This is a genomic window from Vreelandella sp. GE22 (assembly GCF_968212445.1).
Genome location: NZ_OZ309110.1, coordinates 1,794,899 through 1,818,733 on the forward strand (window position 1 = coordinate 1,794,899; position 23,835 = coordinate 1,818,733).

A 23,835-nucleotide genomic window follows, 5' to 3' on the forward strand; every position below is an offset into this window, starting at 1 on the left:
TTGGCCACCTAATTAGAGGTGCTAATATGCACCAAGACATCACCAGGTGGCAGCATGGCAACAAGACCAAAACGTAACTTTAGCCCTGAATTCCGGCTCGAAGCAGCACAGCTAGTCGTCGATCAACACTACACGGTTCGTGAAGCGGCTGAAGCCATGAATGTGGGGTATTCGAGCATGGATAAATGGGTTCGTCAGTTACGCCAGGAGCGTGATGGCCAAAGCCCTAAAGCAACGCCCATGACAGCCGATCAGCTCAGGATTCGCGAGCTTGAAAAGCGCATCCGTGACATTGAGATGGAAAAAGACATCCTAAAAAAGGCTACCGCTCTCTTGATGTCGGACTCCCTGAACACTTCTCGCTAATCGAGAAACTCAAGACGAGCTACCCGGTAAAAAAACTGTGTGACGTGTTTGGCGTGCATCGCAGCAGCTTTAAATACTGGAGACAACGTTCACAAAGACCTGTGTGTGCCACGAAGACCAAGGAAATAGCCAAGGTCAGAGAGCTATTTCGCGAGAGCGAAGGCTCTGCAGGGGCGCGCAGCATCGCAGAGATGGCGACAAGGCAGGATGTGCCGTTAAGTCGCTATCGCGTTGGCCGCCTGATGGAAAAGCTTGGCCTGATTAGTTGCCAAGTGCCTGGGCACACCTACAAGAAAACAGGTGATGAACATGTTGAGGTACCGAACCACTTAGCGCGTCAGTTTAACGTTGAGGCGCCCAACCGCGTTTGGTGTGGCGACGTCACATATATCTGGACTGGCAAACGCTGGGCTTATCTAGCCGTTGTCATGGACTTATTTGCCAGGAAAACGATTGGCTGGTCGATGTCGTTGTCGCCCGATAGCGAACTCACCAGCAGCGCATTGGAAATGGCTTATGAGAGCCGTGGGCGGCCAAAAGGGGTTATGTTCCACAGCGACCAGGGCAGTCATTACACGAGCCGTAAGTTCCGTCAGACACTCTGGAAATGCCAGGCAAAACAAAGCCTGAGTCGACGTGGTAATTGCTGGGATAATGCGCCAATGGAGCGTTTCTTCAGGAGCTTAAAGGTTGAATGGGTGCCAACGTATGGCTATCGATCATTCTTGCAGGGGCAGCATCATATCGTGAACTATTTAATCGGGTATTACAGCCAGCTTAGGCCTCACCAGCATAACGGTGGTATGAGTCCGAACCAGGCAGAGGAAAAGTACTGGGTTAACTATAAAGCGGTGGCCAGTTTTACTTGACCACTACAATCATCTTCTCTTCGCAGCGCAGGTTGAGAACGAAACCCGAGGGAAACTCGGACACCATTTCGCCGCTCAGCGTCTCGACGAAGGCGTCGCGGCGGAACTCGGTCTCGGCGATGTTGCCCGCCTCACCGGCCTCGAGCTGCTGGCGCAGCAGCGCAACGTCGGGGAGCAGGGCTTTCAGTACGATAGCGTTTTTGATCATGGTCATGGCTGCGTTCCTTTTTGGCTGTTGTGCTGCTGGTCGTGGGGCTTCGCTGGCGCGGGCTGTTTGAAGATGCGGTCGAACTGTTCGTCAAAGGTCACGGTTGCCTCACAAGTTGCCGTACATGACGCGGGTGACGTCTTCGGCGGGATAGTTGGGGTTGTGGTAGCACCACTGGCTACGTATACGGTGTGGAAAGTGATAGCCGTCGCAGTAGCACGTCTGGTACCGCCAGCCGAAGTTGTCTGCCCACTTGTCAATGCGTAGGGAGTCGAAGGCTCCGCAGCTCTTACAGCGAATGCGCCTGATGTAATCGTCCGGGTGCTTCGCCTTTACTTGGCGCGCGCCGCATACGCGGCAGCGGCAACGCCGTCGGCGACTGCCAACCACGATCATTTGGCCAAGTGAGCTGCGTATTTTCACGCGGCCACCTTCGTTGCGTCGTACTGCTGGATAGCCCAGACGATGGCGTAGCAACAGAGAAGGTAGTGGTGGTCGAAGTCGGTACAGTTGTGCTCCCAAACCTCGGTGAGGTCTAAGAGTTCGTTATCCCAATCAAGTACTGCCTGCTGCGCTTCCTCTTTGAAGTAACCGCACTCAAGAACATCGCGATTTAGCTTGGCGCGTACTTCGGCAATGCAGTCTTCGTCGCTCTCAAATTCCGCCCAGTCATCAAACTGCTTTAAAACATTTCGCTTGAAGGCTTCTTCGCTCCACACCTTGGCAAGCTGTGGGCCTTTGCTTCCTCCTGCTCTAAGTTTTTCAGCCCAGTAACTGGCGTTGATATAGAGCCCTGGCTTGTCTGATCGGAAGAAATCGAACATGTCCGGAAGGCGGCTGAATACGAAGTCACCCATGTCGCCAGCGATGGCCAGGTATCCAGGCCAAGTAACGAGGTTGAAGTGATAGATCGATGAGCCTTTATGGCTAAAGCGCAGGTGGCGGTACTTGCCGTTATCCTGCAGCACTTCCATGGAGTGGTTTGCTACGTTTTCCATGAACTGTTCTAGTGCTAAATCTGCATTAGTTTTCATCGTCATCCCCTCAAAACTGAACCAGTTGATAAGCACCAGCAGGCAACGCCGGCCGCGCCGGCCGCATACCCGGGCACTGTTCCGCCACGTCGACGGCGTCGTCCCAGTCGTAATGCCCCACGCGGTTCTCGAGCGGCACGCCGCGGGCCTTTTCGGCTTCGAAGACCGCTACGCCTTCGCAGTAGACGAGCAGCTGGCGCCGGGGCTCGTCGGCTTCGCCGGGGGCGCCGTGGCCCAGTACGGCCAGACCGGTGATGATCGCGCCCAGGGCGAGCGCCCAGCGGGTGTTCGTGCGTTGTGTGCTCATTGCTCCGGGCTCCCGTTGGTGGCGCTATCAATCAGCAGCTCGTTGAGGTGATCGCGGACCAGATGAATGTCAGCCAGGTCGATGTCGCACATGGTGTACTTGAAGCTGTCATGCCTCGGCGTCTCGCCTGAGAGCCAGGAGTTCAAATTGATGTAGCGATCACGTGTCTCGAGGCAGACGCTGTACTTGCCCTGCAGCGTGACGGCCAGCGCCAGCTCCTGGCATTCCAGCAGCACGCAGACCTGACCCGACGTGAGGCCTTGCGCAGCAAACACCTCGGTGATGGTTTTGGGGTTTGAGAGGCTCATGCGAACACGCTCCCGGTATTGCGGCGCGATACCTGGCGGCTGGCGCTGACCCGGGAGTGGGTGCGTGTAGGCGGCCGGTGGCGCAGCTGTTGAACGTCGGCGCCCAGGCTGCCGATCATGAGCGCCAGCAGGAGCGGGGCGATCCAGCCGCGGCGCATGGCTTCGGCCACGGCGGCGGTGGCTTTATAAACCCGTAGCTTGTGATAGGCCCGACCCAGGCAGTCTTTGACGCTTTCGGGGGAGCGGCCGGTGGCGCGAGCTATCTCTTTATAAGTGCCCCCTGCGGCGAGCAGCATCATGTCGACCGCTTCGGTGCGGGTGAATCCGAGGCTGCCGCGCTCGGGGTTTACCCTGGCTTGCCAATTGCCTTGAGTGATTTGCATTGCGAGTGCCCTTTGACGACTTCGTTATGAGCAAAGTATGCGAATACTCATAAAAAGAGTCAATGCGTTTTCTCATATTTTTTATATGGGCATAAAAAAACCGCCTTTGACGGCGGTTTAATTTCTCGCGGTAATGGCTTTACCAGTGGCAGGCTTCGCGCAATGGGGCGATTTCGTCCTTGAGGGCGGTAATATCAAACGTCATGGTGATCGGTGATTCACTGTAGGGCGTGGCCCGCATCGTGAGCAGTTCAGCGTCGAACATACGGCGAATTACAGGGATAGACTGGCCGCCGCCCCATAAGCCCAATGACTGATTGTTGGTGGACTCGGTCATGGATTTGGTGAATGCCGGGTTGTCATCAATGCGCATCCGCACGTCGCCCCAATCATGGTAGGGGCTGGACGTCATGTGATTGCCATTCATTTGGAGCAGTAGAGCGGTGGTGTTTTCCACGCATCGCACATAGAGCGTCGCTTTGCCGGGGCTGCGACCAAAGCGGCCGGGGATACGCTCGTTGGATTGCGTGGTGAGATATACGCTTCTGCTGTCGTCCATTTGGGATACGGACTCGCGGACTCGCCAGGGCGAAGGCGGGGGAGGTGGTGGCGATGGTGGCGTTGCTTCTATCTCGGGCTCTGCTGCTACCTCAGGCGCGGTTTCAGGTGCGCTGCCTGCTGGCTCGGTTTCACTGGCGCTAGTGTTTTGGCTAGCGGCGGTTGCCGTTGCTGCTGAATCATCCGAGCCATCATCGCTGAATAGCCACGCCGCTACAAACACGCCGACGACTATCGTTCCAATCACTTTGACATTATCGCTTGCCATTCCCCTGCCCCTTATAGCTTTGTTTTTGCCTCCACGGCAACGCCTAGTATTCGGCAGTTTCCGTTGATGGGTATTAGCGGATAGGAGGGGTTTAGAGCCTTCAGGTAGCGCTGGCCGCCGTCTACTATCAGCTTTTTGAACGTGGCTTCGTTGCTTTCATCTAGCTGGGCGACGACCAGTTTTCCAGGCGTCGGTTCGATGCCGGTATCCACCAGCACCATGGTGCCTTCGGGAACGCTGGGCCTTACGCCCGCTGGCGCCGTCATTGAATCACCGCTCACCTCAAGCCAAAACGCCGGCCCCTTGGCTTCGTAGTCGGTGCTTTCGAAGTTGTCTTCCATGCCCTCAGGATAAGGCACAACACACTCGGCAAACCACCCTGCCTGAACCTCTGAAATCACCGGGTATTGGTAGTAGGCGCGAGGCTGTGGGGCCGGGGTCACATTGGAATGATAGCCAGCCATGGTGTCACGTACTCGCGTATCAGCGTCGGGCAGCATTTCGCCTTTGCCTTCACTCAGCCATCTGTAGTTAACGCCGAGCGCATCGGCAATTCTCAGCAAATGCGTCGAGCTGTGATGTCTTCCCCGTTCCAAGTTCGAGATCGTTGCCTGGTCGATCCCTGCTTCTCCAGCGGCCTTCATTTGGCTGAAGCCTGCATGCTTGCGGGCTAACTTCAGGCGGTCCTTGAGTTCCATGCCTAAATTATTATGCGGGCGCTCATACGCTTGCAAATGAGATTGCTCATAGCCTACTCTATGCGTATTCGCATAAGAGGGCTCCCCATGAGCACTATATTTTCCAGCCTGGTCGATCACTTTGGAGGCCAGCAATCCACAGCCAAGGCGCTGGGCGTTAATCAGGGCGCTGTTTCTAACTGGGTTCGTGGCAAGCATGGCATGTCTCCGGCGGTTGCTTTGCGGGCTGAAGAGCTTACAGAAGGCCGCTTCAAACGCTATCAGCTTTGTCCCTCGGTTTTTGTTGAGCCAGCCCTAAAAGAGGCGGCGCCGCAATGAATCCAGCTTATCCAATTCGCCCGCTAACAACATCGCCCATAGCGGGGGTGTGTGGGCATACAGGTATTTGTGAGGTGTGGGTATGAGCAAGCTCCCCCCCGTCCTGCGCTACCACGGCGGCAAGTACCGCATCGCCGAGTGGGTGCTGGCGCATTTTCCCGAGCACCGTGTGTACGTCGAGCCGTTCGGCGGCGCCGCCGGCGTCCTGCTCCAGAAAGAGCCGGCCGCCGCTGAGGTGTACAACGACATGGATGGCGAGATCGTCAACGTGTTCCGCGTGCTGCGTGACCCGGAAAGCGCCAAGCGGCTGGCCCACGCGTGTAGCTTCACGCCTTATGCTCGGGAAGAGTTCAACCTTTCGCAGGTGCCGAGTGACGACCCCATCGAACAGGCCCGCCGGACGATGTTCCGCGCCTGGGCGAGCTTTGGCAGTGCTGGCGCTACACGTGGGCGTACTGGCATGCGTACATATACGCGCCCCGATGGCCGCCATTCAGACGTGGCCAAGTGCTGGGCACGCATTCCTGACGCTATCCCGCACTTTGTAGAGCGTTTTCGTGACGTCGTCGTTGAGAACCGCCCGGCAATGGATGTTATGGCCCAGCACGATACGCCAGACACCCTGCACTACATCGATCCGCCGTACCTACCTGAAACGCGCAGCGCTGGTAGCACGGGCTATTACCGTCACGAAATGACCGTGGAAGAGCACGAGGCGCTGTTGGCGTTCGCCAAAACGCTCCAGGGCTACGTGGTTATCAGCGGGTATGATTCCTCGCTGTACAACAACCGACTGCATGGCTGGCGCCGTGTGAGCCTGACAACGTCGGGATCTTCTCGTTTTGGCAGTGTGGCGCGTACCGAGTGCCTATGGCTGTCGCCGCGCGTCGTCGAACGGGAGCGTCAACTGGATATGCTAGGGGGTGCCGCATGAGCCTTCACGCAATGCACTGGGCCCGCCAGTCCCTCAAGACCGTTCCCGATACTGTCAAAGCCCCGGCGCGGCTAGCGCTGATGCTGTTGGCCGATTACGCCGACGAGCAACACGCTAGCTGGCCGTCGATCAACACCATGGCGCTCGAGATGGGGTGCTCCCAGCGAAGCGTACAGCGCGCTATCGACCTGCTCGAGAGCCATGGCCTGGTACGTGTCGAAAAGCGCCAGGCCAGAAACGGTCGCCAGATGAGCAACCTCTATTTTCTGGCCGTCGAGGGCTCGTTCATAGGGTGTCAATCTGACACCCCCACTACATCCGGTAAATCCTTGGAGGGTGACAATCTGACACCCTACGAGGGTGACAATTTGACAGGGGAGGGTGACACCGGTGACAGGGGGAGGGTGACACCGGTGTCACCCCTTGACTCTACCAATGGGACTCTAAACCCAAACCCCTCTCACTCTGGCGCGGGCGAATCCGAGCCGAGCGTGTTCGAACGTGCCGCCGGCCAAGCCGACGACGGCGAGCCCGCTGCCGACCCCCAGGGCGAACCCCGCAAAACCGCGATGACCCTGGACTGGGAGCCCGAGCCCGAGGCCTACCAGCTGGCGTGCTACCAGCGCGGCCTCGCTGCCGATGCCAACGTGTACGCCGCCCTGGTGGATTTCCGCGAGCACTTCGCCGCCCAGCCCAACCGCACGAACACCCCCGCCGACTGGACCCGCCGCTTTGCGCGCTGGGTCGCCGAGAACGCCCAGCGCCAGCAAACCCGACAGCAGACCGCCAATAATACCGGAGGCTCCCATGCAAACCGCCGCGACCGTACTCCCAAACGCCGTCTCACAGCTCAGGAAGCCCGGGCAGCCGCCGAAGGGCGAGCGCCCGAGCCAAGCCACGGGCAAACGCTCGACGGCGAATTCAGCGCCAGCGGTTACGGCGGCTGACGTGGACGATCTGTTTAACGTGATGGGCGAGCTGTTCGGCAACCGGTTCACCAGCGATTGGGGCAGCTATGACGAGACCAGCGCGTGGTGGGCGGAGCTGAAACCGCTGGCGCCAGCACAGTTGGCCATCGGCCTGCGCCGGGTGCGCCAACGCGTACAGGACGCCGCGCGCCAGAACGACACCGCCTGGCCGCCGATGCCCGCCGAGTTCGCCGCGCTGTGCCAGCCCAAGCCCGAGGATATGGGCCTGCCGACCGAAGCCGAGGCGTGGCGCGAGGTGACCGGCAACGCCCACCAGCCCGGCCAGCACCGCTGGACCCACGAAGCGGTGCGCATGGCTGGCGCCGCCGTTGGTTGGTGGGATTTGACCCACGGCGGGGGCGATACCCGCGCCAGCCGACTCGAAAGCCGTTTCCGGAAAGAATACGCCGCGCTGGTGAACCGCGTGATGAGGGGAGAGCAACTACAACCGCGCCACCTGATCGGGCACGACAGCCAGCTAAGCCGGGGCGAACGCGCCGAGCGCGCCAGCCGGGAAGCCGCCCAGCAGCAGGCACACGCCGCGGGCATGCCGGACCGGATGAATTCAGAACAGGGGCGGCGTGCGTTGCGTGCTGCTTTGGGAGGACGTCAATCATGACCATACCAGCCGTTATGCAACCCACCGGCCGCGAGGTGTCCGCTGAGGCGTTTCGCGATCACCTGAAAAGCGGGAAGGTCAGCGAGTACCAAAGGCGTGTACTTAAGGCACTCGCGTTGCGCCGAATGACTCGCAACCAACTGGCCGATTGGCTGGACCGACCGCTCTCGAGCATTTGCGGCCGGTGTACAGAGCTTCTCAATGCGGATCTTGTGACTGTCATCGGTACCACGCGCGATAAACCGGCGCGGCAATTGCTGGCGCTGACTGACAACGGGCGCGTACTGGCGCAAAGCGAGGAGGTGGGTGATGCAAAAGTCGATTGAGCCGGGGTGTCTGGTGATGTGCACCGCGCCCGACCATTTTGGTTTCACAACGACGGCCATTCGTCGTGTTGATCGTGGCGACCAGGTTATGGGTTATCTGGTGAATAAGCCTTCATGGGTAACAGAAGATGGGCCGAGCCCTACATCGGTTCCCGTTTGTCCAGAAAGGTATCTAATGCGCATCGACGACTACGCCGCCAGCGCCGACGAAACCGAGCAGGAGGTGCGCCACGATGCCCCGGCCCATGCTTAAACCCGTTGATCATCAAAACATCGTGCTGCGCCTGCTGACGCGAATGTCCCCGGCGGCGCCCGAGAGGCTGTTGACGCTGGCGCAGTCCCAGAAGCTTCCGCTAACGCTTCACCAGGTGCGGGTCGCGTGTGACGCGTTGGTCGATCTACAGTTCGCCGCCCGCTCAGGCGATCGGTATCGGCTGAGCGACGACGGCGCCCGCGAAACATTGGCCGTGCCGTTGCTGGTGAGTTATCGACTCGAGCCTTCTGGGAGTGACGTATGACGCATCAAGCTCACCTGCCCGCAAAGTGCCCTGAATGCCAATACCGCAAGGCCGCGACCGAGTTTCGAGAGCCGGGCACCGGGCTGGCGCTGCCGGCGTGTAAATCGTGTTTGCGTAAATCACAGCGCGGGAGGGCTCGGGCATGAACGTCTCTTGCTTGGGTTTCGTGTTCGGTTTGGTGGTGGGGTTTGTCACTGTATCAATAGCCCTTCACTTCATTTTAAAAGATGGGCAAGGAGGCGCCTCATGACGGATAAACCCAAGGGCGGCCCGTACGCCAAACGCGCCGCCGTGCTGTGCGCTAATACTCGTTTCGGTCTTTACCTCGACCAGCGGCGTCGGCGGGTCGGCAATCTCAACTATGAGCACCTGCCGGACGGCACACACTCACCCGGTGACTGTGCGGACTGGATACGCCAGGCGTGTGGCGTTGAGAGCCGCGCCGAGATCGACCACAGCGACGCTGCGCGGGCCATGCTCGACCGTATTACTGCCGACTATCAGAGCTGGGAGCGGTTTGATCGTATGCAGGACCGGATCGTGGGAGGCGCTCATGTTGATTGCGACCGATAAGCAGAGTTCTCAGCGCCAGCCGTACAGGCCGACGGACGAGGAGTGGAGCGCGTCGATCGCTGTAGTGTGTGAGCAGTGCCGCTATTTTCTCACCCCTCCCGGGTGCCAAGTTATCGAGGGCATGATCGAAATGAAAGACGGCGGGCCATGGCCCGAAGGTGGCTGGGTCACCGATCCCGGCGCGGGCATGACGTGCCTGAGTTACCAGCCCCTACCGGTTCGCTCACTGGGCGATGAAGAGCTGGAAGCCGCGTTGAACGACTCGGTGCCTATGTGCGGTGGCTGCGCTGCTCGCAAAGGCTCGGACGCCAGCAAGGCGCTACACACCCAGCGCGATTTCCGGCAGGCGGTGAGTGATCGCGGAAAATTCATGTGCCATGAGCCCGGTAGCGAGGGCAAGGCCTGTGGTGGTTGGTGTGACGCGGTTAGGCGTAAGCGAGGTGATGTATGACGACAACACGCAAGACCCGCCGCGTGCTCGGCCCTGCTGGCGCCAGCACTACACCCCGTAAGCGCCCGGTCGATTGGGAAGGCCAGGAGCAGGCGGTGCTGATTCGCTGGTTACTGGGCGAACGCCAGCGCGGCACCCTGGTGGGCAAGCTTTACGATGTGACGTATCACGTGCCCAACGGTGGCCAGCGCTCGAAAGCGACCGGCGCGGCGATGAAACGCCAGGGCGTGAAAAGCGGTGTCAGCGATCTGGTGGTGATGGATGCCCGGGGCGGCTGGTTCGGGCTTTACATGGAGTTCAAGGCCTTGCCCCCGCACACCGCCGCCCTGGCGCAGAGCCAGCGGGACTGGCTGGCGCTGGCCGAAGAGCGTGGTTACTGCGCGGTGCTGGCGGTGGGATTGGAAGAGGCTAAAGCGGTGCTAAGGGAATATGTCGAGCTGGCGCGGACTACCCACCACTACACAGCACGCGTGCATTTGAAGAACGGCACCGAGTGGAGAAAGAGCTAATGGGCATGGCACTACAACAGACAGGGGGCGCAATGCGCGATTATCGATACATGGGCATCCAGCGGTTAAAAGAGCTGGCGCGTGCTGAGCACCCCGAGCACGAGCCGGAAGCCGCCCGAGCGTTTGTCGACCGTGTGCTGGATATGGAGGCCGAACGGCTCACGTGGCTTGAGCACGGGAACGGGGGGTTCCAGCCATTCAGCCCCACCGCTACCGCGGGCGAGCAACCCGGCGGCGGGACCGCAGCGGCTGAGCCGTTGTTAATCGCGTATGAGCGGATGCAGCGGTTGAGCGCGGGGCATGAGTTCGCTAAAGAGTGGCTGGCGGGCGCTCGGTTGAAGCCCCGGGCGAGGTTGGCGGTTTTGATCCGCGCGGCGAAGCTGCACCCGATGCCGACCCAGCAGGGCGCGCCCTGGGCGAAGGGGTACGACTTTATCGCCAAGCACCTGCCCATTTACTCGCGCATGTTGCAGATGGGGTCGCTGTCGGTGATGGGGGATATAGTGCCGACGGTGGTGGAGACCGATAAGAGCGGGGTCAAGCACCTGGTGCCGAACCCCGACTGCGGCGTCGCTATCTATAAAAATGGGCAGGCGGTGAAAGATGCGGCAACCCAAGGGCGTGCAGAGCTTATAATGCTTGCCCAGATCTAGAAGGGACGTAAGGCCTCACTATTCGTGAGGCTTTTCTTTGGCTAGCTGCTCAAGTGCTACTTGCAGTGCGTAGCTCATGTTCAAAGACTCGCCATTGCCAAGTTTTCTAATATGTTCCCGGCTTACACCGACGCGGCCCGCCAGTTCTTTCTGCGAACCCGCAATTATTAAAGCCTTCGATACCAAACCCGGCGCCAATGCCGGGTCATGGTGTTTGCGTGCGTCTATCATCAGCAGGCCATGATGATGTCGGCAGAATGGGTCTTGATGTGGTCGGCCAGCTCAGTTTCATCGGCAGGCTCTTCAAACTCTCCCAGATTGCCGCTCCACTCTGAAATGATTTCGGACGGAGTATCGCTATCGCGTAGGGCGCTCTTAATTTCTTCCATGTCGGTCTCTTCGCCGCCATTTGAAACCCAAAGTGCGATTAGTTGAGTAAGTGCTTCGTTGCGAGTGTTGAATGCTTGGCCTTGGATTGAGTAGCTCATTGTGTATCTCCGTTGCGGTTGGTGTGCTGCGTTGATGTGTTTATATTAAGCCAACTCAGTTGGCCTTGCAAGCATTTGTTTGGATTTATCCTCTTTTTTATTAGCGCCTAGCAAACCCTAACCTTTCATTTAGCTTGTGTCTCTTTGCGGGCAATATCTATTGCCTTGGCTCTACGATTGACCTATGATGTTTCTAGGCTGGCGCTAAATGACGCTAGCCGCCACACACTACAGAGCCCTGCCGGTCACCCGGCGGGGCTTTTGCGTTTCTAGCGTTCCCATGCGTGGCCTTGCGGCTGCGTTTGCCCCGGTGCTGGGGCCTTTTACACTTCGGTTGCCCCTATGCCTGTTATCACTCCCGCCCAAGCTGGCGGCATCAACGTGTGCGCGTTTCTCGACATGCTCGCCTTCGCTGAGCTGCACACGCCGATGCTGAACGACCCGCGTACAGATAACGGGTACCGCGTCATCGTCGGGTCGCTACCCGGCAAGCTGAACCTGATGGAGAGTTACGACGATCACCCGCGGCAGCTTGTGACGATCCGGAAGGGGTTGAGCAGCACGGCGGCAGGGCGCTATCAGATATTGAGCCGCTTCTGGGATCACTATAAGAAGACGCTCGGACTGCCCGACTTCGGGCCGCTAAATCAAGACAAGTACGCGATCCAGCAGCTGCGCGAGCAACGAGCCTTGGCACTCATCAAGGCTGGTCGCATCACTGACGCGATCGCGCGGTGCGCTAACATTTGGGCGTCACTCCCCGGCGCCGGATACGGGCAGCACGAGCACACGGTTAAGCGCCTGGTGTATGAATTCCAGCAGGCCAAGGGTGTGCTGTGCGAGGCCGACAAAACGTGGTACGAGCGTGCGCTGCTAAAGAAGAGCGTGGTTTAAACCCCTGGCAAGTACGCCGAGGTGGTCACAAATGGAATACGCATACGAGTCAAACGCGATGCCTCAAAAAGATCCCAGCAACTGGCAGGCAGCGGTCGACCTCTTCATGAGCCTGTGGCCGCAAATCTACGCCGTCGGGCTCGCTACCCTGGTCGCGTTTGTTCGCGCCATCTATGACGGTGGTCGGCCCATCAAGAGCGTGCTCGAGGCGGTGCTATGTGGCTGCCTCACCGGCGCGCTGATGCCGGTGCTCGAGTATTTCGGCATGTCGTCCAATATGGCGGTGCCCATTGGCGCGGCTATGGCCTTCATGGGCGTGGCGTGGATACGTGACCGTCTGGACGCGCTGTATGAAATCCTGATCGGGAGGCGGTTCAAATGATGCGCTTGGTGGGTGGCGTGATGCCATGGCTGCTGGCCGGTCTGATCGGTCTATCAGTGTTTCAGCATTACCAAGGGCAGCGCGTCATCGCTGAGCGCGACCTGGCATTGAACGAGGCCGAGCATCAACTGGGCCGCGCCGAGGTGCTGCAACAGCACCAGCGATGGCAACGCCAGCAGATACGCACACTGAACGACTCGCTGGCCGAACGTGACCGGGTCATGGCCGACATTGCCGACGACATCCGCGCCAGTACCACGGCGCTTGAACGACTGGGAGAAACCGATGCAGAAGCGCGTGAGTGGATGGATCGCCCTGTGCCTGGCGGTATCGTTGACTGGGTGCGCGAGCTCCAGCGCGCCGATGCCGCGCCCGATAGTTTACGACCAGTGCCCCATCGTGCCGGGCCATCTAACCAGTAAGCTGAGCGCACCCCGACAGTCGTTGGTCGGCAATGAGGGGTTTCTCAACCTGCTGGCTCAATACGAGGCGCTCCGGCGCCAAGCGAACGCTGATCGCGCGGCGGTCGTCGAGATCATGGGTAGCGGTGACATGGGAGTGTCAGACGAATGAACGGAAGCACGGACACTACCGCTCTGGTTGCCGCGCTGCAGGCGCAGACGCAGACCATGCAGCAGGTCATCGAGACGAACCAGCAGAGCACCCAGGCCACGTTCGCGCTGGCTGATGCGGTCATGAAGATGGCCGAGAGTAACCAGGAGGTGCTCGACTACCTGCTGGCCGATGAGGCCGGCGAGGCGGACGAAGCCGAGGGCCATGGCCCCGTGTTTCTCGACCCGGATGAAGACTAATGTTTGCTAAGTTGCGAGACGATTATGTAAGGCTGCGAAAGCGGGCCGTCGAGGATGGCGTGCCGAATTGGGCGTTACTGCATGCTGACATGCAAGCCAACAAGGCGCTGTTTCTTCGAAAAAAAGCGTCAGGTATCTATGGCAGGGACTATGGGCGAGCGGTTAACGAGATGCTCGCTGCTAATAACTTGCATAAAGCATACCTACAGCGTGCCTCGCGGCTAGAACGCCACAAAACCCCGATGCTTGACGAGCTTCTAAAAGGTAAAAGCTAATGCCTGCCCGCACCCCGACACCCTGCCGCGACAAGCTCTGCCGACGCACGACACGCCATGCTCACGGCTACTGCGACGAGCACGCCGACCAGGCGAAAGCGTGGACGCGCGGGCGTGCGGGCCGTGGCCGTGGCGGTCGTGCCTGGCGCCGCATTCGTGACGCGGTCGCCCAGCGTGACGGCTACCTGTGCCAAGAGTGCAAGCGGCAGGGCCGCGCCACGCCCTTCCAGTCTGTCGACCACATCACTCCAGAGGCCGAAGGAGGCGCGACAACGAGCGCGAACCTCGAGGCGCTGTGCGGGCCGTGCCACACGGCGAAGACGCAGGCCGAAGCGCTACGGGCCCGCCGGCATGGGGCCGAAACCTCATAGTAAATGATAATTGTTATCATTTGACAGGCGGGGGCGGGGTAAAAGTCTGTGGGCCTCGAACGCGGACACCGCACCCTCAGGTCTTTTTTTTTACGCGAGAAATAACGAAACTTTTCTGGAGGGGGTGACGTGAACAGCAACGCTCCCGTTCGCGCCTCCGGTGGCGGTCGAAAACGCAAGACGACCACCGAGCATAAAAGCTCGCTCACGCGGATTAACCCGCCCGACGAACTGGTCGGCCCGCACGCCGTGAAAATGTGGAAGCAGCAATCACAGGTGCTGATCAAGCGCGGCGCCTTTGAGATTGAAGACGCCCCGCTACTCCAGGCGTACTGCAACGCCTTTCAGCGAATGCTCGACGCCGACATCAAGATTAACGAACAGGGCCTAACGGTGCCCACCGCCGACGGCAGCACGAAAATGAATCCGGTGATCAACGCTCACTCAAAATACGCGCAGCAGTTCTCGCGCTTTGGCTCATTGCTGGGGCTCGACCCGCTAACCCGGCTACGCATGACCGGTGGTGGTGGAGAGGGTGAAGGCGAAGAGGGTAACGAATTCGACGAGTTTTAATCCATGGCCGCATATCCCAACGTCAACGCAGCGCAGAAGTACGCGCGAGACGTAGTGGGCGGCCGGATCCCGGCATGCATATACGTTAAGCAGGCCTGTGCCCGACACCTCAACGACGTAAAGGCTAGTAAGGCCAAGAGTTATCCGTACCGTTTCGACCGTGACGCTGCCGAGCGGGTATGTCGCTTTATCCAGAAAATGCCTCACACCAAAGACCGGTGGGGTCGCAGTAAAAAGCGGCTGGTGCTCGAGCCTTGGCAGCTGTTTCTGTTCGCCGTTATTTTTGGCTGGATAAGGAAGGCCGACAAGGCGCGCCGCTTCCGTGAGGCTTACGTAGAGGTTCCCCGTAAGAACGGTAAGTCGATCATCGCTGCAGCAACCGGCCTTTACGCTTTCTGCGCTGATAACGAATACGGCGCCGAGGTCTACTGCGGCGCGACCAGTGAGAAGCAGGCGTGGGAGGTGTTCCAGCCCGCGCTGGATATGGTCAAGAAACTGCCGGCACTGCGTAAACGTTTCGGTATCACGCCTTGGGCCAAGAAGCTCATTCGTGCGGACGGCAGCAAATTCGAGCCGGTCATCGGCGACCCGGGCGACGGCTCCAGTCCTTCGCTAGCAATCATCGACGAGTACCACGAGCACAAGGATTCAAAGCAGTACGACACGATGATCTCGGGCATGGGTGCTCGTCTCCAAGCATTGATACTCGCCATCACCACGGCGGGCTTCGACATTGCTGGGCCGTGTTACGCACACCGTGAACGCTGTGTCGAAATGCTGGCAGGTATCCAGCAGGACGATGAACTCTTCGCATTGATCTATACCATCGATGCCGATGACGACTGGACGAGCGAAGAGGCAATTATTAAGGCCAACCCCAACGCCGGGGTTTCTGTGCCAGTGGACTGGCTCAAGAGCCAGATTGCCACCGCCGTCGCCCGGGCACGCACCGCCAACCGCATCAAGACAAAACACCTGAACGTTTGGGTCTCTTCGAAAGAAGGCTTCTTCAACATGGAAGCCTGGCGCAAGTGCGCCGACCCAACGCTCACCCTCGAGCAGTTTCGCGGCGTCGACTGCTACTACGGTTTTGACCTTGCCCGAAAACTGGATTTAACCGGCATGGTCCGCGTGTTCGTCAAGAAGATCGACGGCAAAGCCCACTACTACGCCATCGCCCCCACGTTCTGGGTGCCGGAAGACACGGTATTCAACAACGACGACCGCCGCATTGCCGAGCGTTACCAGGGCTGGGTCGAAGCCCGGCAGCTTGAAAGCACCGAGGGCGCCGAGATCGATTACCGCGAAGTGCTGGCGCAGGCGACCGAAGCGCACGAAGAAGCGCCGGCGCAAGAGTCCGGCATTGACCCGCACGGCGCGGCCAACCTCTCGCACCAATTAGACGACGCAGGCATGAGCCCGGTCACGATCGCCCAGAGCTACACCCACATGTCGGACCCCATGAAAGAGCTCGAAGCCGCGATCCTGACCGGCCGCTTTCACCACGACGGGCACCCGATCATGACCTGGTGCGTCGGCAACGTGGTGGGCAAATACCTACCCGGAAACGACGACGTAGTGCGCCCGATCAAGCAGGGCTCGCACAACAAAATCGACGGCGCCGTGGCGCTGATCATGGCGATCGGCCGCGCGATGAATGCCGCCCAAACAACCCCCGAAGACCTCGACGGTTTCGTGGACAACCCGATAATGGTGGGAATCTGATGTCGAAAGAGAAACCCGGTCGGGTCAAGTCGGCGCTTCTGAACTGGCTGGGCGTGCCGATCAGCCTGACCACCGGCGAGTTCTGGAGCGAGTGGCAGGGCCAGTCGTCCACCGGCAAGAACGTGACCGTCAATAGCGCCATGCAGCTATCCGCCGCCTGGGCGTGCGTGAAGCTGCTTTCGCAAACGATCTCCACGCTGCCGATCAAGCTCTACGAGCGCCAAAACGACGGCTCCCGCGTCGCCGCCACCAATCACCCCATGTACCGCATGATCAGCCGGCGCCCCAACGCCGAGATGACCACGGCGCGCTTCATCCTGATGATCGTGGCCAGCATCTGCCTGTGGGGTAATGCGTTCGTCGAGAAGCGTCGCGTGGGTGGGCGCGTTGTGGCGCTGAATCCGCTACTCCCCCAGAACATGGTGGTCAGTCGCGAAGACAATGGGCGTCTCAAATACCAGTACACCGAGAACGGCAACCAGCGAACCATCGCCGAAAAGGACGTGATGCACATCCGCGGCTTCGGTCTTGATGGCGTGTGCGGCATGATGCCGATCAAGCAGGGTCGCGACATTTTGGGCGGGGCCATGTCCGCCGATGAAGCCGCTTATAAGGTGTTCGCCCAGGGCATGCAGGCCTCAGGCATCTTGAGCTCCGACAATAACTTGAACGCTGAACAGCGCGAGTCGTTGCGCAAGAACATCGAACGCTTCATGGGCTCGAAGAACGCTGGCAAAGTCATGGTCGCCGAGGCGGGCATGAAGTACCAAAGCATCACGATGAACCCCGAAGCGGCGCAGATGCTCGAGACGCGCGCGTTCAGCATCGAGGAAATATGCCGGTGGTTCGGCGTGCCACCGTTCATGGTCGGCCACATGGACAAGCAATCGTCCTGGGCGTCCAGCGTCGAGGGCATGAACCTTCAGTTTCTGACCAACACGCTGCGCCCCATCCTGGAGAACATCGAGCAGGAGATCGACCGCTGCCTGTTGGATGACGACGAGCGCTTCTATGTCGAGTTCAACGTTGAAGGCCTGTTGCGCGCGGACAGCGCCGGGCGAGCCCAGTACCTGTCTACCATGACGCAAAACGGCCTCATGAGCCGTAACGAAGGCCGCCGCCTGGAGAACCTTTCGCAGGTGGACGGCGGCGACGAGCTCACCGTGCAATCCAATCTGGTGCCGCTGAAACAGCTCGGCGATGTGGCGGGCAGTGACAGCCAGCGCGCCCGCGCTGCGTTCAAGAACTGGCTGCACGAAGACGAACCCACCGAATAACCTTCGGAGCTACCCCGATGACCCTAAAGAATCTTCCGGCCGCCCCGGAGGCTCGCCCGCGCGCGGGTATGTATTGCGATATTTCACCGCGCGCGCTCGAACGCTGGAACCCCGGCCTTTACGCCGCGGATGAAGACGCCGAGAACACCATCACTATTTACGACCCGATCGGAAGCGATTACTACGGCGAAGGTGTGAACGCCAAGCGCATTGCCGGCGCGCTGCGCTCGATTGGCAGCGGCGATGTATACGTCAACATCAATAGCCCCGGCGGCGACGTGTTCGAAGGGCTGGCGATTTACAACATCCTGCGCGAGCACAAGGGCAAGGTGACGGTTCGTGTGATGGGCTTGGCCGCTAGCGCCGCCAGTTTCATTGCCATGGCAGGTGACGAAATTCAGATCGGTCGGGCCGCATTCTTCATGATTCACAACGCCTGGGTTATGGCCGCCGGCAACCGCAACGACCTGCGCGAAATTGCCGACTGGCTGGAGCCCTTCGACCAGACTATCGCCGACATCTACCAGGCGCGCAGCGACGTCGACATCGAGCGCATCAAGCGTGAAATGGACGAAGAGACCTGGATAGGCGGCCGCGAGGCCGTCGATGTCGGCTGGGCCGATGCCATGTTGCCTTCCGACACTATTCAAGAATCCGTCACCGCCCAGACCAGCGCCAAGCTGGCCGCCCGTAAGATCGATGTGGCGATGGCCAAAGCAGGCGTGCCGCGCAGCGAGCGCCGCGCCCTGATTCAGTCGTTTAAATCCGACATGCCCGGCGCTGTCGACCCCGGTACGCCCAGCGCTGCCGACCAAGAGGCCGACACGGCCAATGCCTACGCCGCTTTCGAACAAGCGGTCGCATCTTTCCAATAGACACCGGAGACACCCATGTCCGATAAAACGAACGCCCAGCTTCTGGCGGACGCCACCAAAGCGCTAAAGGACGTCCAGGGCCAGCTGGACCAAAAAGCCGACGACGCGCTCAAGGAAGCGAAGAACAGCGGCCAGCTGTCCGCTCAAACCAAACACGCGGTCGACAAGCTGCTGACGAATCACAACAGCCTCGACGAATCCGTCAAGACCCTGCAAGCCTCGCTGGGTGAGCTCGAGCAAGAATTTGCCCGCACCCCGCTACACGCCGCGCAGCAGACAGCGAAGTCCGCCGGCTCGCTGGTCGCCGAGTCCGACCTGCTGAAAGCGTTCGCCCAAAGCGTTGAGGGCGGCAAGCGCGTCAACGTCAGCATCCCGCGCAACGCGCTGACAAGCGTCGACGTAGCCGAAGGCGTGGTCGAGCCGCAGCGCCTGCCCGGCATCGACCAACTGCCCAAGCAGCGCCTGTTCATCCGCGACCTGATCGCCAGCGGGCGCACTACCTCGCCGGCCATCTTCTGGGTGCAGCAAACCGGCTTCACGAACAACGCCGCCGCCGTGGGCGAGAACCCCACCGGGGGTAAGCCTTACAGCGACATTGCGTTCAATACCAAGATCACCCCGGTGCAGACCATCGCGCACATGTTCAAGGCGTCCAAACAGATCCTGGACGACTTCACGCAGCTGCAATCGATGATCGACGCCGAGCTGCGCTATGGCCTGAAATACGTCGAAGAAAACGAGATCTTGTTCGGCGACGGCACCGGCAACCACCTCGATGGCATCGTGCCGCAGGCCTCCACGTTTGACCCGGCATTTGCCGTAGAAGGGCAGACCGGCATCGACGACCTGCGCCTGGCCATGCTGCAGGCGCAGCTGGCGCGCTTCCCGGCCAGCGGCCACGTGCTGCACTTCATCGATTGGGCACGCATCGAGCTGGCCAAGGACACCCTGGGCCGCTACATCCTCGCCAACCCGGCGGCGCTGACCGGCCCGACCCTGTGGGGCCTGCCGGTGGTGGCCACCGAAGCCGCGGGATTCCAAGGCAAGTTCTTGACCGGTGCGTTCCAGGCAGGCGCGCAGATCTTCGACCGCGAAGACGCCAACGTCGTGATCTCCACCGAAAACGGCGACGATTTCGAGAGGAACATGATCTCGATTCGCTGCGAAGAGCGGCTGGCCCTGGCCCTCAAACGCCCCGAAGCGTTCGTCTGGGGCGACTTCACCGCCCCGGCAGCACCGTCGACACCCGACGCAGGTTAAGGGAAACCCACGGCGCAGGGACGCGCCCCAAGGAGTAAGCCACCATGCAAGTCATTTTGAACAAGCCGCTGTATATGGGCGGTGCCGATGTCGGCCGCGTAGGCCGCCCGGCCACGGTCGACGAAATGCGCGGCCGCGAGCTGATCAAGAAAGGCTACGCCTCCGCGCCCCAGGCCGAAGCGGAGAAGCCCCCGGCGACCCCGCCCAAGGCCACTAAATCCACCCCGAAGAAATAACCCCCGCGCTCGGTGCCCACGATGCTAGACCTCGACATCATCAAACTGCAGTGCCGCATCGAGCCGGACGATTCCGACGAAGATCAACTGCTCGAAACGTACTCGAACGCCGCCCGGCGGCACGTCGAGAACTTCACCGATCGGCCGCTCTTCGAAACCAAAGAGGCCGCGGCCCAGGCCATCCTGGATGGCATCCCGCACCCGCTGGTCCTCGATGACGACATCACTACCGCCATGCTGCTGCTGATCAACCACTGGTACGCCAACCGTGAAGCGGTGATCGTCGGCAGCATCACCGCCACGCTCCCCATGGCCGTTGAAACATTGCTATGGCCCTACCGGAGGCTGGGCGTATGAAGGCCGGACAACTCCGCCACCGCTGCACCATCGAGCGCCCAGCCGAAGTGCAGGACGAGGACACCGGCGGTATGGTGCCGGGCTGGGAGCTGGTCGGCAAAGCGTGGATGGCGATCGAGCCCGCCAGCGTGCGCGCGTTCATCGCCGCCCAAGCCGCGCAGTCCGAAGTGAAAGGCCAGCTCGTCATGCGCTTCAACGCCGGCGAGCGAATGGGCATCGACAGCACCATGCGCGTGCGCAAGGGCCGGTACATTTACAACATCGAGGGCGTGCTGCCTGACAACCGCAGCGGCCGGGAGTATTTGACGCTGCCGTACAGTGAGGGCGTGAACGATGGCTAGCCATATTTATACCCCCGGCGATCGTCCCGGTCGTTTCAGGGTGTTCGTAAACGGTACACGGGTTCGCCGTTGCTTCTTCGCGGATACCAGGCGGGGAATCGCTGACGTATTCATGACTGACGAAAACGACCGGGTAAGGCTGCATAAGCACCGTAAGCGGCCGCTCTCCAAACGCTTACGGGGCACTGTAACGGTAGAAGCCTATGACTGATCCCGTTACCGCCAACGTCGAAGGCCTCGACCAGCTGCTGGCGCGGATGGACAACATCAATTACGACCTGCGCAAGAAAGGCGGACGGTTCGCCATGCGCAAAGCCGCCAACATGATCCGCGACGCGGCGCGCGAGAACGCGGGCCGTGTGGATGACCCGGAAACTCCGGAGAACATCGCCGAGAATATCGTGGTGCGTTTTTCGCCCAAGGACTTCAAGCGCCGCGGTGATCTCGTCTTCCGCGTCGGCGTGCTGGGCGGCGCCCGGGGCCATGCCGCCGCCAGCGGCGAGGTAAAAGGCAAGGGCAAAAATAACCCCGGCGGCGACACCTTTTACTGGCGCTTCCTCGAGTTCGGCACCATCAACGCACCGGCCCAGCCGTTCATGCGCCGCGCGCTGAGCGAAAACATCAACGCCGCCACCGGCGAGTTTATCTCGCAGTACAACAAGGCGCTCGACCGCGCCCTACGCAAGCAAGCCCGAGAAGCCGGAGCGTAACCCATGCCCCCACTCTTCAAAGTCTGCGCCGCTAACGCGGGGGTCACCGCGTTGCTCGGTACCGGGCCTACCCGGCTCTTTCCGTTTGGCGACGCCCCCGAAAACGTGCCCAGGCCCTACGCCGTGTACCAGGTGCTCAACGGCCTGCCGGAGAACTACCTGGCCGACGCGCCGGACGTCGACGAATGGAATATTCAAATCGACATCTACGCCACCACCGTGGCGGACGTCACCGCGGTGCTGGCCGCGCTACGCCGCGCGATCGAGCCCCACGCCTATATCACCCGCCTGGGTGGGACTAGCACCGAGCCCAACACCCAGCTAAAAACCACCAGCCTCGACGTGAGCTGGACCTACACCACCCAGTAGAGGAAACCCCCACCATGCTGACCAAAGGCACGTCCGTATTTTTCCGCCACCCTGACACGGGCGCGATTGTACGGCTCAAACGCTGCACGGCGTTTAACCCCGGCTCCAGCCCCAAGACGCAGATCGACGAAACGGACCTCGAAGAGACCGAGGCCATGCAGTACAGCGCCGGTCTGGCACAGCCCGGGCAGGGCAGCATTGCGATTAACGCCAATCCCAATGAGCCGTCTCACCTGATCCTGCAAGAGATGGCCGAAGGCGGCCAAACGCCGACCATCGACTGGTATGTGGGCTGGAGCGACGGACCCGTCAACGCAGACGGCAAGCAAACCTCCGAGCCCAGCGTGTCGGGTAATGACGTTACGCTACCCAAGGACCGCACCTGGTATCGCTGTCGCGCCTACGCCGCGGATTTCCCTTTCGATTTCCAGCTTAACACCAACGTCACCGTCGCGGGCTCGCTCCAGCGCAGTGGCCGCGGCTACTGGATTCCTAAAACCTCACCGGCAACGAGTGAATAAGCCATGACGATGAAACTGACCGTAGCGAACCTGGCCGCCGCCGGCGGCTTTGTGGCCAAGCGGGCCACCGAGAAGGACATCAAGTGGCAGCACGAAGGCCAGGAATTCGAGGCCGAGGTGAACGTGCTGCCCATGTCTTACACCACCGTGCGCAGCGACCACTTCGCCCGCCAGATCAACGGCGACGCCCTGGCCGCCCGCATCGCGTGCTGCATCGTCGACGAGGAAGGCAGCCCCGTATTCACCGTGGGCGACGTCACCGGTGACGCCGACCCGGAGCGCGGCCCGCTGGCCGTGGGCCTCACCAACGAGCTGCTACGCGTGATCGGGGAAGTCAGCGCTTTGGGAAAGACCCCGGCGAGCTCGACGAAGAAGCCGACATCTGGCACGAGCTCGTCCTCGCGGGGGTCGGCGGCCGGACGATCGAAGAAGCCCAAGAGCGCGTCAGCTACCCCGAGTTCCTAGGGTGGATGTCGTATCGAAAGAAGTGGGGCACGTTACATATGGGTATGCGTATTGAGCGTGCCGCCGCCCTGCTGGCCTGCCAGCAAGCGAACCTCAACCGTAAGACGGGAGCGCCCGCCAGAAAAATCAGCGAATTCATGACCCACGAAGCCGAGCCCGAAACGACGATGGGGCATGCCATGGAGACGTGGGGCTAAATTTAGTAGATTTTCTAATCGTGCCTGGATAGCGTTGCCTTGTACAACCACCACAAGGCAGGGAACGAAATGAGACGACTACTGGCAGTAGCAATAAGCATGGCCATGTTGAGCACGGCGTGTGCAGACCCGACGATCGATGGATCAAATCAGCGGCAGTTCGAGAGCTCGCTGGAAGACGTGCGCGCGACGCTCGATGAAAGCGAAGTCGAACAGTTCAATGAGGCGCTTGCCGGCTACATGATGCGCACCATGATGGCTGGCCGAAACATCCTCGAATTCGGGGAGCTCGACGACGATGAAATGGAAGAGCTCTACAACGAAGCGCGGCAAAGCTTGCACGGCTTAACCGCTGAAGAGGTGCTGGCGCGTGTGCAGGGTGAGGCACCTTCAGAGCAGGAAGAAGTAGCGGACGTGGATGCGTCGGTAGCGCAAGAAATGCTGGCGCGCTTCGAGATTGATAACGCCCGCTACTTTGTCCGCGAAGATACCTATATGCCGGGCAAGCCCGTTATTGAGATGCGCGTAACCAACAATACGGGCGAGCCGGTATCACGCGGTTATTTTCGCGGCATCCTGCAAACCCCGGGGCGGTCGGTGCCCTGGGTCGATGACACGTTCAACTACTCAATAGCCGGGGGCATCGAGCCCGGTGAAACGCTCGAATGGAGCTTGGCCCCGAATCAGTTCAGCGCATGGGGTAATAGCTCAATACCCGATGATGCCGTACTCAATGTCGAAGTCATCCGCCTGGATGGCCCAGGCGGCGAGCCTTTGTGGCGAATGCCGTAAACATCCCTTATTCAATAAAGAACCCGCTCCGGCGGGTTTTTTTACGC

General features: G+C 60.3%; 40 protein-coding genes. 32 read left to right on the forward strand and 8 right to left on the reverse strand.

Annotated elements, in window-relative coordinates; translation table 11 throughout:
* Positions 1-54 precede the first annotated feature (54 nt).
* Positions 55-1,235 (forward strand): IS3 family transposase gene (locus ACWHRL_RS08490; protein ID WP_447894177.1). Its coding sequence is split into 2 segments (ribosomal slippage): positions 55-322 and positions 322-1,235, totalling 1,182 coding nucleotides; the frame shifts between segments, so codons are not numbered across the junction.
* Here the strand turns inward: ACWHRL_RS08490 and ACWHRL_RS08495 are convergent.
* From ACWHRL_RS08495 to ACWHRL_RS08525, 7 genes are all read right to left on the reverse strand, one after another.
* Positions 1,228-1,449: a hypothetical protein gene (locus tag ACWHRL_RS08495; RefSeq protein ID WP_447896013.1), complete on the reverse strand. Its 222-nt coding sequence runs from the start codon at positions 1,447-1,449 to the stop codon at positions 1,228-1,230. The two genes, ACWHRL_RS08490 and ACWHRL_RS08495, sit on opposite strands and share 8 nt — an antisense overlap.
* 413 nt (positions 1,450-1,862) lie before the next feature.
* Entirely contained in the window at positions 1,863-2,477 is a 615-nt protein-coding gene (locus ACWHRL_RS08500; protein WP_447896014.1) for a hypothetical protein, read from the reverse strand.
* Positions 2,478-2,487: 10 nt separating this feature from the next.
* Positions 2,488-2,784, reverse strand: coding sequence for a hypothetical protein (locus tag ACWHRL_RS08505; protein WP_447896015.1), 297 nt, complete (start codon positions 2,782-2,784; stop codon positions 2,488-2,490).
* Complete coding sequence (locus tag ACWHRL_RS08510) at positions 2,781-3,092, reverse strand: hypothetical protein (RefSeq protein ID WP_447896016.1); 312 nt, start codon at positions 3,090-3,092, stop codon at positions 2,781-2,783. Before ACWHRL_RS08510 ends, ACWHRL_RS08505 begins: the two co-directional genes overlap by 4 nt.
* The gene (locus ACWHRL_RS08515; RefSeq protein ID WP_447896017.1) at positions 3,089-3,475 is read right to left on the reverse strand and encodes a hypothetical protein; all 387 of its coding nucleotides are present in this window, start codon (positions 3,473-3,475) and stop codon (positions 3,089-3,091) included. Before ACWHRL_RS08515 ends, ACWHRL_RS08510 begins: the two co-directional genes overlap by 4 nt.
* Positions 3,476-3,614: 139 nt before the next feature.
* On the reverse strand, positions 3,615-4,301 hold the full coding sequence (locus ACWHRL_RS08520; protein WP_447896018.1) for a type VI secretion system-associated protein TagO: 687 nt from the start codon (positions 4,299-4,301) through the stop codon (positions 3,615-3,617).
* Positions 4,302-4,312: 11 nt separating this feature from the next.
* A complete protein-coding gene (locus ACWHRL_RS08525; protein ID WP_447896019.1) occupies positions 4,313-4,999 on the reverse strand; it encodes a helix-turn-helix domain-containing protein in 687 nt (228 codons plus the stop codon).
* Between the two features lie 87 nt (positions 5,000-5,086).
* Between ACWHRL_RS08525 and ACWHRL_RS08530 the strand changes: the two genes are divergently transcribed.
* The 11 genes from ACWHRL_RS08530 (at position 5,087) to ACWHRL_RS08580 (ending at position 10,868) form a co-directional block, all read left to right on the forward strand.
* Entirely contained in the window at positions 5,087-5,317 is a 231-nt protein-coding gene (locus tag ACWHRL_RS08530) for a Cro/CI family transcriptional regulator (RefSeq protein WP_447896020.1), read from the forward strand.
* Positions 5,318-5,399: 82 nt separating this feature from the next.
* A complete protein-coding gene (locus ACWHRL_RS08535; RefSeq protein ID WP_447896021.1) occupies positions 5,400-6,251 on the forward strand; it encodes a DNA adenine methylase in 852 nt (283 codons plus the stop codon).
* Positions 6,248-7,198 (forward strand): helix-turn-helix domain-containing protein, encoded by a 951-nt coding sequence (locus ACWHRL_RS08540; protein ID WP_447896022.1) that lies wholly within the window; start codon positions 6,248-6,250, stop codon positions 7,196-7,198. Before ACWHRL_RS08535 ends, ACWHRL_RS08540 begins: the two co-directional genes overlap by 4 nt.
* A 1-nt stretch (position 7,199) precedes the next feature.
* The gene (locus ACWHRL_RS08545) at positions 7,200-7,838 is read left to right on the forward strand and encodes a replication protein P (protein ID WP_447896023.1); all 639 of its coding nucleotides are present in this window, start codon (positions 7,200-7,202) and stop codon (positions 7,836-7,838) included.
* Complete coding sequence (locus ACWHRL_RS08550) at positions 7,835-8,164, forward strand: hypothetical protein (RefSeq protein WP_447896024.1); 330 nt, start codon at positions 7,835-7,837, stop codon at positions 8,162-8,164. Before ACWHRL_RS08545 ends, ACWHRL_RS08550 begins: the two co-directional genes overlap by 4 nt.
* Positions 8,148-8,417, forward strand: coding sequence for a hypothetical protein (locus ACWHRL_RS08555; RefSeq protein ID WP_447896025.1), 270 nt, complete (start codon positions 8,148-8,150; stop codon positions 8,415-8,417). The genes ACWHRL_RS08550 and ACWHRL_RS08555 overlap by 17 nt, the downstream gene beginning before the upstream one ends.
* Positions 8,410-8,682 carry a hypothetical protein gene (locus ACWHRL_RS08560; protein WP_447896026.1) on the forward strand — a complete coding sequence of 91 codons (273 nt, stop codon included), beginning with the start codon at positions 8,410-8,412 and terminating at the stop codon, positions 8,680-8,682. Before ACWHRL_RS08555 ends, ACWHRL_RS08560 begins: the two co-directional genes overlap by 8 nt.
* A 246-nt stretch (positions 8,683-8,928) precedes the next feature.
* A complete protein-coding gene (locus ACWHRL_RS08565; RefSeq protein ID WP_447896027.1) occupies positions 8,929-9,255 on the forward strand; it encodes a hypothetical protein in 327 nt (108 codons plus the stop codon).
* Positions 9,236-9,706, forward strand: a complete 471-nt coding sequence (locus ACWHRL_RS08570; protein ID WP_447896028.1) for a hypothetical protein — start codon at positions 9,236-9,238, stop codon at positions 9,704-9,706. Before ACWHRL_RS08565 ends, ACWHRL_RS08570 begins: the two co-directional genes overlap by 20 nt.
* Positions 9,703-10,215 (forward strand): VRR-NUC domain-containing protein, encoded by a 513-nt coding sequence (locus ACWHRL_RS08575; RefSeq protein WP_447896029.1) that lies wholly within the window; start codon positions 9,703-9,705, stop codon positions 10,213-10,215. Before ACWHRL_RS08570 ends, ACWHRL_RS08575 begins: the two co-directional genes overlap by 4 nt.
* 5 nt (positions 10,216-10,220) lie before the next feature.
* Positions 10,221-10,868 carry a hypothetical protein gene (locus ACWHRL_RS08580; protein WP_447896030.1) on the forward strand — a complete coding sequence of 216 codons (648 nt, stop codon included), beginning with the start codon at positions 10,221-10,223 and terminating at the stop codon, positions 10,866-10,868.
* A 230-nt stretch (positions 10,869-11,098) separates the two neighbouring features.
* On the opposite strand, the gene ACWHRL_RS08585 is transcribed toward ACWHRL_RS08580, so the two are convergent.
* Positions 11,099-11,356 carry a hypothetical protein gene (locus ACWHRL_RS08585; protein WP_447896031.1) on the reverse strand — a complete coding sequence of 86 codons (258 nt, stop codon included), beginning with the start codon at positions 11,354-11,356 and terminating at the stop codon, positions 11,099-11,101.
* Positions 11,357-11,698: 342 nt separating this feature from the next.
* Here ACWHRL_RS08585 and ACWHRL_RS08590 point away from each other — a divergent pair, with 342 nt between their 5' ends.
* From ACWHRL_RS08590 to ACWHRL_RS08685, 20 genes are all read left to right on the forward strand, one after another.
* Entirely contained in the window at positions 11,699-12,250 is a 552-nt protein-coding gene (locus ACWHRL_RS08590; RefSeq protein WP_447896032.1) for a glycoside hydrolase family 24 protein, read from the forward strand.
* 58 nt (positions 12,251-12,308) lie between these two features.
* Complete coding sequence (locus ACWHRL_RS08595; protein WP_447896033.1) at positions 12,309-12,632, forward strand: phage holin, lambda family; 324 nt, start codon at positions 12,309-12,311, stop codon at positions 12,630-12,632.
* Positions 12,629-13,054: a hypothetical protein gene (locus ACWHRL_RS08600; protein WP_447896034.1), complete on the forward strand. Its 426-nt coding sequence runs from the start codon at positions 12,629-12,631 to the stop codon at positions 13,052-13,054. Before ACWHRL_RS08595 ends, ACWHRL_RS08600 begins: the two co-directional genes overlap by 4 nt.
* A 147-nt stretch (positions 13,055-13,201) precedes the next feature.
* Positions 13,202-13,444, forward strand: coding sequence for a hypothetical protein (locus tag ACWHRL_RS08605; protein WP_447896035.1), 243 nt, complete (start codon positions 13,202-13,204; stop codon positions 13,442-13,444).
* Positions 13,444-13,719 carry a hypothetical protein gene (locus ACWHRL_RS08610; RefSeq protein WP_447896036.1) on the forward strand — a complete coding sequence of 92 codons (276 nt, stop codon included), beginning with the start codon at positions 13,444-13,446 and terminating at the stop codon, positions 13,717-13,719. The genes ACWHRL_RS08605 and ACWHRL_RS08610 overlap by 1 nt, the downstream gene beginning before the upstream one ends.
* Positions 13,719-14,090, forward strand: coding sequence for an HNH endonuclease (locus ACWHRL_RS08615; RefSeq protein WP_447896037.1), 372 nt, complete (start codon positions 13,719-13,721; stop codon positions 14,088-14,090). The genes ACWHRL_RS08610 and ACWHRL_RS08615 overlap by 1 nt, the downstream gene beginning before the upstream one ends.
* Before the next feature lie 129 nt (positions 14,091-14,219).
* Positions 14,220-14,663 (forward strand): phage terminase small subunit P27 family, encoded by a 444-nt coding sequence (locus ACWHRL_RS08620; protein ID WP_447896038.1) that lies wholly within the window; start codon positions 14,220-14,222, stop codon positions 14,661-14,663.
* 3 nt (positions 14,664-14,666) lie between these two features.
* Positions 14,667-16,388 carry a terminase large subunit gene (locus ACWHRL_RS08625; RefSeq protein ID WP_447896039.1) on the forward strand — a complete coding sequence of 574 codons (1,722 nt, stop codon included), beginning with the start codon at positions 14,667-14,669 and terminating at the stop codon, positions 16,386-16,388.
* On the forward strand, positions 16,388-17,665 hold the full coding sequence (locus ACWHRL_RS08630) for a phage portal protein (protein ID WP_447896040.1): 1,278 nt from the start codon (positions 16,388-16,390) through the stop codon (positions 17,663-17,665). The genes ACWHRL_RS08625 and ACWHRL_RS08630 overlap by 1 nt, the downstream gene beginning before the upstream one ends.
* Before the next feature lie 17 nt (positions 17,666-17,682).
* A complete protein-coding gene (locus tag ACWHRL_RS08635; protein WP_447896041.1) occupies positions 17,683-18,540 on the forward strand; it encodes a head maturation protease, ClpP-related in 858 nt (285 codons plus the stop codon).
* 15 nt (positions 18,541-18,555) lie between these two features.
* Positions 18,556-19,800 (forward strand): phage major capsid protein, encoded by a 1,245-nt coding sequence (locus ACWHRL_RS08640; protein WP_447896042.1) that lies wholly within the window; start codon positions 18,556-18,558, stop codon positions 19,798-19,800.
* Positions 19,801-19,844: 44 nt separating this feature from the next.
* Entirely contained in the window at positions 19,845-20,036 is a 192-nt protein-coding gene (locus ACWHRL_RS08645) for a hypothetical protein (protein ID WP_447896043.1), read from the forward strand.
* A 21-nt stretch (positions 20,037-20,057) separates the two neighbouring features.
* A complete protein-coding gene (locus ACWHRL_RS08650; RefSeq protein ID WP_447896044.1) occupies positions 20,058-20,393 on the forward strand; it encodes a head-tail connector protein in 336 nt (111 codons plus the stop codon).
* The gene (locus tag ACWHRL_RS08655) at positions 20,390-20,734 is read left to right on the forward strand and encodes a phage head closure protein (protein ID WP_447896045.1); all 345 of its coding nucleotides are present in this window, start codon (positions 20,390-20,392) and stop codon (positions 20,732-20,734) included. Before ACWHRL_RS08650 ends, ACWHRL_RS08655 begins: the two co-directional genes overlap by 4 nt.
* A 203-nt stretch (positions 20,735-20,937) precedes the next feature.
* On the forward strand, positions 20,938-21,444 hold the full coding sequence (locus ACWHRL_RS08660; protein WP_447896046.1) for an HK97-gp10 family putative phage morphogenesis protein: 507 nt from the start codon (positions 20,938-20,940) through the stop codon (positions 21,442-21,444).
* A gap of 3 nt (positions 21,445-21,447) precedes the next feature.
* Positions 21,448-21,813 (forward strand): tail completion protein gp17, encoded by a 366-nt coding sequence (gene gp17, locus ACWHRL_RS08665; protein WP_447896047.1) that lies wholly within the window; start codon positions 21,448-21,450, stop codon positions 21,811-21,813.
* Between the two features lie 14 nt (positions 21,814-21,827).
* A complete protein-coding gene (locus ACWHRL_RS08670; RefSeq protein ID WP_447896048.1) occupies positions 21,828-22,334 on the forward strand; it encodes a phage tail tube protein in 507 nt (168 codons plus the stop codon).
* Between the two features lie 3 nt (positions 22,335-22,337).
* Positions 22,338-22,799, forward strand: coding sequence for a phage tail assembly chaperone family protein, TAC (locus tag ACWHRL_RS08675; RefSeq protein ID WP_447896049.1), 462 nt, complete (start codon positions 22,338-22,340; stop codon positions 22,797-22,799).
* A gap of 38 nt (positions 22,800-22,837) precedes the next feature.
* Positions 22,838-22,996: a hypothetical protein gene (locus ACWHRL_RS08680; RefSeq protein ID WP_447896050.1), complete on the forward strand. Its 159-nt coding sequence runs from the start codon at positions 22,838-22,840 to the stop codon at positions 22,994-22,996.
* 69 nt (positions 22,997-23,065) lie between these two features.
* Positions 23,066-23,788, forward strand: coding sequence for a DUF6694 family lipoprotein (locus ACWHRL_RS08685; RefSeq protein WP_447896051.1), 723 nt, complete (start codon positions 23,066-23,068; stop codon positions 23,786-23,788).
* The last annotated feature ends 47 nt before the right edge of the window (positions 23,789-23,835 follow it).